The 11,870-nt window shown below is 62.8% G+C and carries 12 protein-coding genes; 7 read left to right on the top strand and 5 right to left on the bottom strand.

Annotation, left to right across the window (positions count from 1 at the left end; translation table 11 throughout):
- Positions 1-83: 83 nt before the first annotated feature.
- The gene (locus KU43P_RS25615) at positions 84-485 is read left to right on the top strand and encodes an RNA-binding S4 domain-containing protein (protein WP_317660230.1); all 402 of its coding nucleotides are present in this window, start codon (positions 84-86) and stop codon (positions 483-485) included.
- Positions 486-601: 116 nt separating this feature from the next.
- On the opposite strand, the gene KU43P_RS25610 is transcribed toward KU43P_RS25615, so the two are convergent.
- Positions 602-1,396, bottom strand: a complete 795-nt coding sequence (locus KU43P_RS25610; protein ID WP_317660229.1) for a phosphatase PAP2 family protein — start codon at positions 1,394-1,396, stop codon at positions 602-604.
- Between the two features lie 120 nt (positions 1,397-1,516).
- On the opposite strand from KU43P_RS25610, the gene hslO reads away from it, so the two are divergent.
- The 3 genes from hslO to KU43P_RS25595 all read left to right on the top strand — a co-directional run bounded on the left by hslO (position 1,517) and on the right by KU43P_RS25595 (position 4,803).
- Positions 1,517-2,416, top strand: a complete 900-nt coding sequence (gene hslO / locus KU43P_RS25605; protein WP_317660228.1) for an Hsp33 family molecular chaperone HslO — start codon at positions 1,517-1,519, stop codon at positions 2,414-2,416.
- 179 nt (positions 2,417-2,595) lie between these two features.
- The gene (locus tag KU43P_RS25600) at positions 2,596-4,137 is read left to right on the top strand and encodes a phosphoenolpyruvate carboxykinase (RefSeq protein ID WP_317660226.1); all 1,542 of its coding nucleotides are present in this window, start codon (positions 2,596-2,598) and stop codon (positions 4,135-4,137) included.
- 225 nt (positions 4,138-4,362) lie between these two features.
- The gene (locus KU43P_RS25595; protein WP_317660225.1) at positions 4,363-4,803 is read left to right on the top strand and encodes an acyl-CoA thioesterase; all 441 of its coding nucleotides are present in this window, start codon (positions 4,363-4,365) and stop codon (positions 4,801-4,803) included.
- 51 nt (positions 4,804-4,854) lie between these two features.
- Here KU43P_RS25595 and KU43P_RS25590 read toward each other — a convergent pair whose 3' ends face one another.
- The 3 genes from KU43P_RS25590 to fdhD all read right to left on the bottom strand — a co-directional run bounded on the left by KU43P_RS25590 (position 4,855) and on the right by fdhD (position 8,832).
- Positions 4,855-5,334 (bottom strand): glycine zipper domain-containing protein, encoded by a 480-nt coding sequence (locus KU43P_RS25590; RefSeq protein ID WP_317660224.1) that lies wholly within the window; start codon positions 5,332-5,334, stop codon positions 4,855-4,857.
- Between the two features lie 316 nt (positions 5,335-5,650).
- Complete coding sequence (locus tag KU43P_RS25585) at positions 5,651-7,996, bottom strand: FdhF/YdeP family oxidoreductase (RefSeq protein WP_317660223.1); 2,346 nt, start codon at positions 7,994-7,996, stop codon at positions 5,651-5,653.
- A 5-nt stretch (positions 7,997-8,001) separates the two neighbouring features.
- The gene (gene fdhD / locus KU43P_RS25580; protein WP_317660222.1) at positions 8,002-8,832 is read right to left on the bottom strand and encodes a formate dehydrogenase accessory sulfurtransferase FdhD; all 831 of its coding nucleotides are present in this window, start codon (positions 8,830-8,832) and stop codon (positions 8,002-8,004) included.
- A gap of 174 nt (positions 8,833-9,006) precedes the next feature.
- On the opposite strand from fdhD, the gene lysM reads away from it, so the two are divergent.
- Entirely contained in the window at positions 9,007-9,447 is a 441-nt protein-coding gene (gene lysM, locus KU43P_RS25575) for a peptidoglycan-binding protein LysM (protein ID WP_317660221.1), read from the top strand.
- A 203-nt stretch (positions 9,448-9,650) separates the two neighbouring features.
- Here the strand turns inward: lysM and yrfG are convergent, their stop codons facing one another.
- Positions 9,651-10,313 (bottom strand): GMP/IMP nucleotidase, encoded by a 663-nt coding sequence (gene yrfG, locus KU43P_RS25570; RefSeq protein ID WP_317660220.1) that lies wholly within the window; start codon positions 10,311-10,313, stop codon positions 9,651-9,653.
- 64 nt (positions 10,314-10,377) lie between these two features.
- Here yrfG and nudE point away from each other — a divergent pair, with 64 nt between their 5' ends.
- Together nudE and cysQ are read left to right on the top strand one after the other, a co-directional pair.
- Complete coding sequence (gene nudE / locus KU43P_RS25565; protein ID WP_008098989.1) at positions 10,378-10,944, top strand: ADP compounds hydrolase NudE; 567 nt, start codon at positions 10,378-10,380, stop codon at positions 10,942-10,944.
- Positions 10,941-11,768, top strand: coding sequence for a 3'(2'),5'-bisphosphate nucleotidase CysQ (gene cysQ, locus KU43P_RS25560; protein WP_317660219.1), 828 nt, complete (start codon positions 10,941-10,943; stop codon positions 11,766-11,768). Before nudE ends, cysQ begins: the two co-directional genes overlap by 4 nt.
- Positions 11,769-11,870 lie beyond the last annotated feature (102 nt).

Here is an 11,870-nt window from a genome sequence, read left to right as displayed (position 1 = left end):
GAACTGTAAGCACGATGGGGACTTTTTGCATCCGATGGTTACGGTAGTACAGTTCGATTAAAGACAGAATTCGAGGAAACGAGATGGCACAAAAAGCCGAAGACGACGACAAGGTTCGCCTGGATAAATGGCTGTGGGCGGCGCGCTTCTACAAGACCCGCGCATTGGCCAAGGCGGCGATCGAGAGTGGCAAGGTGCATTGCCGGGGCGAGCGTTGCAAGCCGGGCAAGGAACCACGTGTCGGGGATGAGTTCGTTTTGCGTACCGGCTTTGATGAACGCACCGTAGTCGTCAAGGCGCTGTCGGTGGTGCGCCGTGGCGCACCAGAGGCGCAGACGCTGTATGAGGAAACCGAAGAGAGCGTACGCCGTCGTGAACAGGCGGCAGACATGCGCAAGGCTGGTGCGCTGGGGATGACCACTGACGGCCGGCCGAACAAGAAGCAGCGGCGGCAGATTCACCAGCTGCATGGCAGTTTTGATTGAGGGGGGCCGCTTTGCGGCCCAATCGTCGGCAAGCCGGCTCCCACAGGGGGCCGCAACACCAAGGACTATGTGGGAGCTGGCTTGCCAGCGATGGGCTGCAGGGCAGCCCTGACGGGCTAACGTTCCACCGCCAACCGCCCGACCAACGGTAGCTTGGCGGCCAATTCAAACAGCGGTGCGGTCCAGCGCAGCAGCAGTGCACTGCCTTTGGCCGCCAACGGTGTATGGCAACTCCAGCCCAACGCCAGCACCGCCATCAGCAAACCACCGATATAGTCGTCCTGCCCCCAGTGCGCACCCGCCACCAGCCGTGGCAGCATGAACAGGAACGCCAGGCCCCAAATCACCAGGTACTGGCCCACGCGGCGGCTGAACAGGCTCATGAACAATGCCCAGATCAGCAGCACCGAGGCGTGATCGCCAGGGAAGCTCTTGCTGGAGCGGTCTTTCAGTTCCCAGGCTTTCTCCAGGTTCGGATAGTAGTCGCTGAGGTGCACGACGTTGTCGAGCACCATGGACGGGCTCACATGTTGCCAGCCGGCAGCATCTACCCACTTGGAAAACAGCGCGCGAATCACCACTAATAGGATTAGGGTGACGAGAAATCCGAAAAAGGCCTCTCGCACCTGGCAGGCTTTGAACACCCAGTCGCCACGGATAAGCACGGTGAGAAGGATCAGGCCAACGGCGATGTCGAACGGCCGCAGGCTGCCGACCGTCCAGATGTAGCGCCAGAGCGTGTTGTCGGCCAGTGGTGAATTGAGGCTGTGGAACAGCCATTCGTCGAAAGTCAGGCACAGGATCTGGCCAATGGGCCATAACCAGAAACACAGTAGAGCGATGGGTAGCAGGGTACAGGCTGCCAATGGGCCCCAGGACCACCTTGCTTGGAACAGTGGTCGATTGTCCATAAAATACCTCTATTGCCAACAGGATTCGGAGCGCCTTGCAAGCGCTCTCCCACGGGGCTTTGCAGTAAGCCGAAACCCCGTGTAACTATTTTGTCATCATTTTTCAGATAGCCAAAACCTATGAGCGATTTGCCGGATACCGATTTCACCCAGCGTTTCATCTTCGACGACCGCGATATCCGCGGCGAGTGGGTAGCGCTGGACGACAGCTACGCCGCGGTGCTGGCGCGTCACCAATACCCACAGCCAGTGGCTGCAGTGCTCGGCGAGCTGATGGCCGCCACGGCATTGCTGGTAGGCGCGATGAAGTTCGACGGCCTGCTGATTCTGCAGGCACGTTCGGCGGGGCCGATCCCGCTGCTGATGGTGGAGTGCTCCAGCGAGCGCGATATCCGTGGCATGGCCCGCTATGAAGCCGACCAGATCCCGGATGGCGCGACGCTGGCGCAGCTGATGCCCGACGGCCACCTGACCCTGACCATCGACCCGGTCAAGGGCCAGCGTTATCAAGGCACCGTCGAGCTCGACGGCGCCAACTTGTCGGAATGCTTCACCAACTACTTCGTCCAGTCGCAGCAGACCAACACCCGTTTCTGGCTCAACGCTGAAGGCGGCAAGGCGCGTGGTCTGCTGCTGCAACAGCTGCCGGTCGACCGCGAGCGTGATGAGGAAGACCGCGAAAACAGCTGGCAGCACGTGGTCGCCCTGGCCAGCACGTTGAAGGCCCAGGAGTGGGCTGAAGACAACGAAACCCTGCTGCACCGCCTGTACCACGAAGACGCCGTGCGCCTGTTCGATATCCAGCCGCTGCGGTTCAAATGCAGCTGCTCGCGCGAACGTTCCGGCAATGCGCTGGTCAGTCTTGGCGAGCACGATGCCAAGCAGTTGGTCGAAGAATGCGGCGGCAAGGTGGAGATCGATTGCCAGTTCTGCAACGAGCGCTATTTCTTCGATGCCAGCGATGTGGCGCAACTGTTCGCGGGTGGCGGCACCGACACGGCCTCAGAAACTCGCCACTGAAACGGTTAATCGTAGGTAAATCTCTTGTCTAATTGCGCAAAAGCGCAGTTACGACAGGAGGGGCCTACTTTTTTTGGGCGTTTCTGGCATAATCCGGCCACTTTTTTCGCTGTAGTAGTTTTTTCGAGACAACTACAAAACGTTTGGAGCACTCGGCCTCGGGCCGGATGGGGTATCTCATGACGCAAGCCAACAACACCGTGTACACCGACCTGAGCGTCGATGAGCTGGTTAAAGAAGCGCTGTCCCGCGGTGAAGGCGTGCTGGCCGATACTGGCGCACTGGTAGTCGAAACTGGCCACCGTACTGGCCGTTCGCCGGCTGACCGTTTCATCGTCGAAGAACCTTCCACCCAGGCTGCCATCGCCTGGGGCCCGATCAACCGCAAGTTCCCGGCCGACAAGTTCGATGCCCTGTGGGACCGCGTCGAGGCGTTCAACAACGCCCAGGATCACTTCGTTTCCTACGTTCACGTAGGGGCTGCCGCCGAGCACTACCTGCCGGTGAAGATGACCACCCAGACCGCCTGGCAGAACCTGTTCGGCCGTTGCCTGTTCATCAACCCGGAGCAGTTCAACCCGGCTGGCCGCGACCAGTGGCAGATCCTCAACGTCGCCAACTTCGTGTGCGAACCAGAGCGTGACGGCACCAACTCCGACGGCTGCGTGATCATCAACTTCGCTGCGAAGAAAGTGCTGATCGCTGGCATGCGCTACGCCGGTGAAATGAAGAAAGCCATGTTCTCGGTGCAGAACTTCCTGCTGCCGGCCGCTGATGTGCTGCCGATGCACTGCGCAGCCAACATTGGCGAAGAGGGCGACGTGACCCTGTTCTTCGGCCTGTCCGGCACCGGCAAGACCACCCTGTCGGCCGACGAAAGCCGCTACCTGATCGGTGACGACGAGCACGGCTGGGGCGAAGGCGTTGTCTTCAACATGGAAGGCGGCTGCTACGCCAAGTGCATCGACCTGTCCGAGAAGAACGAGCCGGTCATCTGGAAAGCCATCAAGCACGGCGCCGTGCTGGAAAACGTCGTGCTCGACGGTAACAAGCACGCCGACTACGCCGATGTCAGCCTGACCCAGAACAGCCGTGCCGCCTACCCGCTGGAGCACGTCGCCAAGCGCGCCGAAGCCAACCTGGGTGGCGAGCCGAACGCGGTCATCTTCCTGACCTGCGACCTGACCGGTGTTCTGCCTCCGGTTTCGATCCTGAACAACGAGCAGGCGGCCTATCACTTCCTGTCCGGCTACACCGCGCTGGTCGGTTCCACTGAAATGGGTTCGGGCGGCGGCATCAAGTCGACCTTCTCCACCTGCTTCGGCGCACCGTTCTTCCCGCGTCCGGCTGGCGAGTACGCCGAGCTGCTGATCAAGCGTATCAACGCCTTCGGCTCCAAGGTCTACCTGGTCAACACCGGCTGGACCGGTGGCGGCTACGGCGTTGGCAAGCGCTTCAGCATCCCGACCACCCGTGGCGTGATCGCCGCCATCCAGAGCGGTGCTCTGGTCGGCGCCGAAACCGAACACCTGGACATCATCAACCTGGACGTGCCGAAGGCCGTTCCGGGCGTCGAGACCGAGCTGCTCAACCCACGCAACACCTGGGCTGACAAAGCTGCCTACGACGAAGCTGCCAAAGGCCTGGCCAAGCTGTTCACCGAGAACTTCAAGAAGTTCGAGGTATCCGACGCCATCAAGGCTGCGGGTCCACAGCTGTAAGCTGAACCCGGCCGCAACGAGAAAGCCGCCCTTTGGGGCGGCTTTTTTGTGCCTGCCAGAGTCGTATTGCCGGTTCCGGCCCTATCGCCGGCAAGCCGGCTCCCGCAGGTACACCACAGCCCTTGTGGGAGCCGGCTTGCCGGCGATAGGGCCGCAACAAGCACCCACAAATCTGGAAATTCTGTTTCACTGATAGCAACCATCGCGATAAAACGAGCCTGCCAGATGAATGAGTCCCCCAACCGCGGCGCCTTCTCCCACTTCCACCCCATCCTCACCCGCCCTCAGGACAACGACCACAACGGCCACATCGCCGGTGCCACCGTGCACGGCTTTTTCGAGACTGCCATCCAGGCCTTCCTGGTCGAACAGGCAGAGTTCGACCTGCGCGAGGGGGCGCTGGCGGCCTTCGTGGTGAGCTCTGCGGCGGACTTCTACGCCTTGCCGGGCTTCCCGGATGTGCTCGAGGTGGGGCTGGGTGTGACGCGCCTGGCAGGGAGTACGGTGGAATACCGGCTGGCGCTGTATCGCCCGGGAGAGGCAGATGCCTGTGCGGCGGGGTCTGTGGTGCAGGTCTTCGTCGAGCGCGCCACTGGCAGGCCCGTGCCGCTGCCTGAGGGGCTGCAGATCATCCTGTCCGGTCTGCAGCTCGACGCGCAGGCATGAAAAAGCCCCGCTGGCGAGGCGGGGCTTTTCAATCCGGGGTGGTGCCCCGTATCAGTGGTGGTAGTGCTTGTGCTTGCGGTGGCCGTAGTGGCGACCACGGTCATAATGACGACCGTCCCGGTAGCCACGGCTGTAGTACTTGCGATCGTCGTGGCGCTCGTCTTCATCGGCCTTGTTGCCTAGGTAGTTACCCGCCGCGCCACCGATGCCGCCACCAGCGGCTGCACCAATGTAGCTACCGGTGGTGCCGCCCATCGAACGCCCGACCACGTTGCCACCTGCGGCGCCCAGCGCGCCACCAATGGCGGCTTCGCCACGCTGGCGCTTGTCGGCACCCAGGGCACCACCGGCCGCACCACCCAGACCGGCACCAATCGCGCCGCCGGTGCTACCACCAATGGAGTTGCCCACTACGGAGCCGAGTACCCCACCCAATGCGCCGCCAATGCCGGCCTCGGTATTGCCACCGGCCATGGCAACGCCGCTGAGCAAGCTGAAAGACAACAACAGAATCGAGGAGTACTTCTTCATCAACAGAGCCTCATAGGGATGACGAGGCGAATTTGAGGCTCCGAGATCCTTGTGGCAACGCAAATCCGACGAGTAGCACGAGTTGTACACAATTTTCTAAGTTATTGTTTTTGCGATGAAACTTTATCGAATATTGCAGGTCTGAAATATTTGTGACGAAGCCCTGACCCCCGTGGAACAGGGCTTTTTTCGTTTTTGGGTGGTGCTGCGACGGGCCTTATCGCCGGCAAGCCGGCTCCCATGGAAACAGCACAAATCATGAAAACTGTGGCGTCCCTGTGGGAGCCGGCTTGCCGGCGATAAGGCCCTTGAGCATTTACAAAATCCGCCCGTCGTCCCGCGCCCGCTCCAGTTTGATGGCAACGAATTTGGACGTCGGCGTATGGCTGCCCTCGCCAATGCTCTCCAGCGGAATCAACGGGTTCACTTCCGGATAGTAGGCCGCTGCCTGCCCCGCCGGAATATCGAACGCCAGCAACGTGAAACCGTGCACACGGCGCACGTGCTCATCCCCCCACAACGAGACGATGTCGACCTTCTGCCCCGGCTGGAAGCCCAGACGAATGATGTCGGCTTCGTTGGCGAACAGCACATCACGCTGGCCACGCACTCCGCGATAACGGTCATCCAGGCCGTAGATGGTGGTGTTGTACTGATCGTGCGAACGCATCGATTGCATGATCAAGTCCGGCAATTGGCCGCTGGCGCGCACGCGCTCGTCGAGCAAGCTGTCCGGCAGCAGGTTCGCCTTGAAGTTGGCGCGGCCCGAAGCGGTCTTCCACTCGCGGCTGGCGGCGCTGTTACCCAGGTAGAAACCGCCGGGTTGGCGCAGGCGCTGGTTGAAGCCACTGAAGCCGGCAATGGTGTCACCGATCAGGTCGCGGATACGGTCGTAGTCGGCCACCAGCCAATGCCAGTCCACCGGGTGCTTGCCCAAGGTGGCAGCGGCGATACCGGCGATCACGGCCGGCTCCGAGCGCATCTGCGTCGACAGCGGTTTCAACTGGCCGTTGGAGGCGTGGACCATGCTGAACGAGTCTTCCACAGTGACCGCCTGCGGCCCGTCGGCCTGCAGGTCGATATCGGTACGCCCCAGGCACGGCAGGATCAGCGCCTGCTGGCCGTGAATCAGGTGGCTGCGGTTGAGTTTGGTGCTGATCTGCACGGTAAGCGCGCAGTTGCGCAGGGCCTGGGCGGTGCGTTCAGTGTCAGGAGTGGCCTGGGCGAAGTTGCCGCCCAGGCCGATGAAGACCTTGGCACGGCCGTCGAGCATGGCATGGATGGCCTCGACGGTGTTGTGGCCGTTGTGCCGTGGCACCGGGAAGCCGAAGCGTTTCTCGATGGCATCGAGCAGCGCCAGCGGCGGGCGTTCGTTGATGCCCATGGTCCGGTCGCCCTGCACGTTGCTGTGGCCACGTACCGGGCACAGGCCGGCGCCGGGCGCGCCGATGTTGCCGCGCAGCATCTGCAGGTTGACGATTTCCTGGATGGTCGCCACCGAATGGCGGTGTTGAGTGATGCCCATCGCCCAGCACATGATCACCCGCTTGCCACGGCAGTACATGCGGGCAGCCAGTTCGATGTCGTCACGCGCCAGGCCGGATTGTTCCTCGATCTGCTGCCATGGTGTGGCGTCCACCGCCGCCAGGTAGGCGTCGACACCTTGGCCGTGTTCGGCGATGAACACATGGTCGAACACGGCGGACTCGCCCTTGGCCTGGGCCTCGCGCTCCCACTGCAGCACGAACTTGGCCATGCCGCGCAGCATCGCCATGTCGCCGCCCAGGGCTGGGCGGAAGAACGCAGTGTTGGTCGGGCGGTCGCTGTTGGTGAGCATTTCCAGTGGGTTCTGCGGGTGCTGGAAGCGTTCCAGGCCACGTTCCTTGAGCGGGTTGACGCACACCACCTGGGCACCGCGCTTCACCGCGTCACGTAGCGGGTCGAGCATGCGTGGATGGTTGGTGCCCGGGTTCTGCCCCCAGACGAAGATTGCGTCGGCATGCTCGAAGTCGTCGAAGGTGACCGTGCCTTTGCCGACCCCGACGCTTTGCCCCAGTGCCACGCCGCTGGCTTCGTGGCACATGTTCGAGCAGTCGGGGAAGTTGTTGGTGCCGTAGGCCCGCACGAACAGCTGATAGAGATACGCCGCTTCGTTGCTGGCGCGGCCGGAGGTATAGAACTCGGCCTGGTCCGGTGTGGCCAGCTTGTTCAGTTCGCGGGCGATCAGGGCGAAGGCAGCGTCCCAGGCGATGGGTTGGTAGCGGTCGCTCACCGAGTCATAGACCATCGGCTCGGTCAGGCGGCCCTGGTACTCGAGCCAGTAGTCGCTCTGCTGGCGCAGCGCGCTGACGCTGTAGCGGGCGAAGAACGCTGCGTCGACGCGGCGCTTGGTGGCTTCCCAGTTGACCGCCTTGGCGCCGTTCTCGCAGAACTTGACCATGCCGCTTTCGGGGGAGTCGCCCCAGGCGCAGCCTGGACAGTCGAAGCCGCCATTCTGGTTGGTCTTGAGCAGCGCACGGATGTTCTTCAGTGCGTTGTCGCTGCCGACCCAGGCCTTGGCCACGCTGCGCAGCGCGCCCCATCCACCGGCAGGGCCGGAGTAGGGCTGGTAGCGAGGGGAGGAGGCTGGGGCGTTGTCCGGAAGGTTCTGGTACGAGGTCACGGCTGTTACGACTCCGCCGCTGGGCTGTAAACCCGCGGTGCACTGTGTTTGGGCAGGTGAATGAGGTTGAGGTTGTGCTTGCGTGCCCATTGCAGGGCAAGGCCGGTCGGCGCCGACAGGCTGACCAGGGTTTGGATACCGGCGCGCAGCACCTTCTGGATCAGCTCCAGGCTGCAGCGGCTGGTGACGATGGCCAGGCCGCCAGTGGTGCTGATGCTTTGGCGCAGCAGGGCACCGATCAGTTTGTCCAGGGCGTTGTGCCGGCCAATGTCTTCACGGCCGAGCAGCAGTTCGCCCTGGTCGTTCATGAACAGCGCCGCATGCACCGCACCGCAGTGCTGGCCCAGCGGCTGGAAGGCATCGATGCGCTGGCGCAGGCCGGCCAGCCAATGCGCAGGCGGCAGCGTCGCGCCCGGCAGCTCGGCAAGTTCCGGCAGCGCCTGCTCCAGGGCCTCTACCCCGCACAGGCCGCAGCCACTGGTGCCGGCGAGCTGGCGGCGCTGATTCTTCAGGTTCCAGAACGCCCGGCTGGAAATTTCCAGGTCGGCGTACATCGCCGAACCGCTGCCGGAGAGTTTCAGGTCGTAGATTTCCGCCGTGCCTTCGACAATGCCGCTGCCGACGCTGAAGCCGACCGCGAAGTCTTCCAGGTCGGTGGGGCTGACCAGCATCACGGCCTGGTTGAGGCCGTTGTAGGCGATGGCCAGGGCGACTTCTTCGGCCAGCGGAGTGCTCGCCTGCTCGCCGTCGTCGAGCTGGACATAGTCGTAGGTATTGCTGGCAGCGGGCATGGCCAGAGGCGTGGAGGCCGCGCAGACCGGAGGTTTGCTGTTCATCGGGGCTGACTACCGGCGGCTATTTGATAGCACCAGCCTAGGCCGGTGGGCCGCGCACGTCTAATCGCTAGGGTCTATGCCTTGATAGAGCGCGTCGATGAGCTGCAAGGGCGGGGTGGGCAAAGCTGGCCTAGACTCCTTGCTCCGAAGGTAAACGTCAACAAGGAGCGCGTCATGAGCCTGTTCAGTTTCGTGAAGGAAGCCGGCGAGAAGTTGATCGACCTGCTGACCCCCGGCAATGCCAATGCCGAGGAGCAGTTGAAGGAGCACGTGAGCAAGGTTGGTTTGGGCAATCCCAACATCACTGCCACGGTGGAGGGCGACAAGATCATCCTCAGCGGCGAAGTGGCCAGCCAGGAGGAGAAGGAGAAGATCATCCTGGCGGCGGGCAATATCAATGGTGTGGCCAGCGTCGATGACCAGATTAAAGTGACCGGGCCGGTGGTCAAGGCTGCGCGGTTCGTTACCGTGAAGAAGGGCGACACATTGTCAGCCATTTCCGTGGTCGTGTATGGCAACGCTAACCAGTACAACAAGATCTTCGAGGCGAACAAGCCGATGCTGTCGCACCCGGACAAGATCTACCCAGGGCAGGTTCTGCGTATTCCTGACTGATAGACCTGCAGAGGCTTCATCGCCGGCAAGCCGGCTCCCACAGGTACTACACAGTTCCCTGATCCTGTGCTGTACCTGTGGGCTCCCACAGGTACTACGCAGTTCCCTGATTCTGTGCTGTACCTGTGGGCTCCCACAGGTACTACGCAGTTCCCTGATTCTGTGCTGTACCTGTGGGAGCCGGCTTGCCGGCGATGGCGGCCTTACAGACCCAGCAGCAGCTCGCGGTAGTCCTCGACTGCCGCGAACTCCTGGGTATCGCGCGGCGCCGCCTGGCTATCGGGCTGGCGCACCGCCAGCAGATGCGCCACGCCAAACCGCTGTGCACTGCGCAAGATGGCCAGCGTATCGTCGATGAACAGGCTGCGCCCCGGCTCGAAGCCGATATCCGCCTGCAGCGCATCCCAGAACTGCGGGCTTTCCTTGGGATACCCGTAATCATGCGAACTGATAAGCCGCTCGAAGTACGGTGCCAGCTCTACCCGCTCCAGCTTCAGTGACAGCGAATCGCGGTGGGCGTTGGTGATCATCACCACGCGCTTGCCGGCCTGGCGGATGGCTGCCAGAAAGGTATCGGCATCGGGCCGCAGGGCAATCAGGTCGGCAATCTCACGCTTGAGCTCGCGGATCGGCAGCTTCAGTTCGCGGCTCCAGAAGTCCAGGCAGTACCAGTTCAGGGTACCGGCATTGCGCTCGAACAGCGGCTGCAGCTCCATTTCCGCCATGGCCCGGCTCACCCCGTGCAGCTCGGCATAGCGTTGGGGCAGGTGATCGAGCCAGAAGCGGTTGTCGTAGTGCAGGTCGAGCAGAGTGCCGTCCATGTCCAGCAGGACGGTATCGATGGCAGACCAGGGAAGAACAGGCATGGGAAACTCTCGTTCAGTCGGCAAGCCACGGTATAGTAACCCGTTCACGCCAAGGAGCCGCCCCATGCGCCAGAAACCCACCGTCCTCAGCCGCGAAATCGTCGCCAGCAGCCGCCTGTTCCGCGTCGAGGCCGTGCAGCTGCGCTTCAGCAATGGCAACGAGCGTACCTACGAGCGCCTGGTTGGCCGCGGCAACGGCTATGGCGCTGTGATGATCGTGGCCATGCTCGACGCCGAACATGCAGTGCTGGTCGAGGAATACTGCGGTGGTACCGACGAGTACGAGCTGTCGCTGCCCAAGGGGTTGATCGAACCCGGTGAGGACGTGCTGGCTGCGGCCGACCGCGAGCTCAAGGAAGAAGCCGGGTTTGGCGCACGCCAGCTGGAGCACCTGACCGAGCTGTCGCTGTCGCCGGGCTACATGAGCCAGAAGATCCAGGTGGTGCTGGCCAGCGACTTGTACGAGGAGCGCCTGGAAGGCGACGAGCCGGAGCCGATGCGGGTCGACAAGGTCAACCTGCGCGAACTTTCGGCACTGGCCATGCACCCGCAGTTCACCGAAGGGCGGGCGCTGGCGGCGCTGTATCTCGCCCGTGACCTGCTGATCCAGCGTGGGCTGCTCGACGTATGAACGACCAGCAACTGATGCTCGAAGTGGTCAAGCTGGCCGGTTTGGCCGGCGAGGCGATCCTGCCGTTCTGGCGCGCCGACGTGGCAGTGACCAACAAAGCCGACGACTCGCCGGTGACCGCTGCCGACCTGGCGGCGCACCGGGTGATCGCCGACGGCCTACAGGCGCTGGCGCCGCATATCCCGGTATTGTCCGAAGAGGACTGCAATATTCCCTTGGCGACACGCGAGGGCTGGCAACGCTGGTGGCTGGTCGATCCGCTCGATGGCACCAAGGAGTTCATTGCCGGTAGCGAGGAATTCACCGTCAACATCGCCCTGATCGAAAATGGCGAGGTGGTGTTTGGCGTGGTGTCGATGCCGACCAACGGGCGCTGCTATTTCGGTGGGCGCGAGCTGGGTGCGTGGCGCGCCGAGGCCGGCAGCGATGCCCTGCCGATTCGGGTGCGCAATACGCCATCTGCCGATGGCCGCTTCACGGTGGTGGCCAGCCGTCGCCATTCCAGCCCGGAGCAGGAGGCGTTGTTGGCAGGTCTGAAGGCTGCGGTGGGAGAGCTGGAATTGGCGAATATCGGCAGCTCACTGAAATTCTGTCTACTGGCCGAAGGCAGTGCCGATTGCTACCCGCGCCTGGCGCCGACTTCGCAGTGGGATACCGCTGCGGCGCAGGGGGTGCTGGAAGGTGCTGGGGGCGAGGTGATCGACCTGGAGGGGCAGCCGTTCCGTTATCCGGCGCGTGAATCGCTGCTCAACCCGTTCTTCCTGGCGTTGCCGGCTGCGGCGGTGTGGCGCCAGGCGTTCATCGACCAACATATCAAGCGCTGATGGCAGGCCCGGCCTCATCGCCGGCAAGCCGGCTCCCACAAGGACTCCACAAGTCTTGAGAGCGGTGGAGTACCTGTGGGAGCCGGCTTGCCGGCGATAGGG

Origin of the sequence: Pseudomonas sp. KU43P (genome assembly GCF_033095865.1) — a bacterium.
Classification (GTDB): domain Bacteria; phylum Pseudomonadota; class Gammaproteobacteria; order Pseudomonadales; family Pseudomonadaceae; genus Aquipseudomonas.
Note: the sequence above shows the minus strand (reverse complement) of the source record. Positions and strands in the feature narration are given on the sequence as shown.

Bases quoted from the DNA above. Each gene is read 5' to 3' on its own strand.
- KU43P_RS25595 (WP_317660225.1), top strand. From the start codon at position 4,363: ATGAATGAGTCCCCCAACCGCGGCGCCTTCTCCCACTTCCACCCCATC.
- KU43P_RS25590 (WP_317660224.1), bottom strand. From the start codon at position 5,334: ATGAAGAAGTACTCCTCGATTCTGTTGTTGTCTTTCAGCTTGCTCAGC.
- nudE (WP_008098989.1), top strand. From the start codon at position 10,378: ATGCGCCAGAAACCCACCGTCCTCAGCCGCGAAATCGTCGCCAGCAGC.
- KU43P_RS25600 (WP_317660226.1), top strand. From the start codon at position 2,596: ATGACGCAAGCCAACAACACCGTGTACACCGACCTGAGCGTCGATGAG.
- KU43P_RS25610 (WP_317660229.1), bottom strand. From the start codon at position 1,396: ATGGACAATCGACCACTGTTCCAAGCAAGGTGGTCCTGGGGCCCATTG.
- hslO (WP_317660228.1), top strand. From the start codon at position 1,517: ATGAGCGATTTGCCGGATACCGATTTCACCCAGCGTTTCATCTTCGAC.
- lysM (WP_317660221.1), top strand. From the start codon at position 9,007: ATGAGCCTGTTCAGTTTCGTGAAGGAAGCCGGCGAGAAGTTGATCGAC.
- fdhD (WP_317660222.1), bottom strand. From the start codon at position 8,832: ATGAACAGCAAACCTCCGGTCTGCGCGGCCTCCACGCCTCTGGCCATG.
- yrfG (WP_317660220.1), bottom strand. From the start codon at position 10,313: ATGCCTGTTCTTCCCTGGTCTGCCATCGATACCGTCCTGCTGGACATG.
- cysQ (WP_317660219.1), top strand. From the start codon at position 10,941: ATGAACGACCAGCAACTGATGCTCGAAGTGGTCAAGCTGGCCGGTTTG.
- KU43P_RS25615 (WP_317660230.1), top strand. From the start codon at position 84: ATGGCACAAAAAGCCGAAGACGACGACAAGGTTCGCCTGGATAAATGG.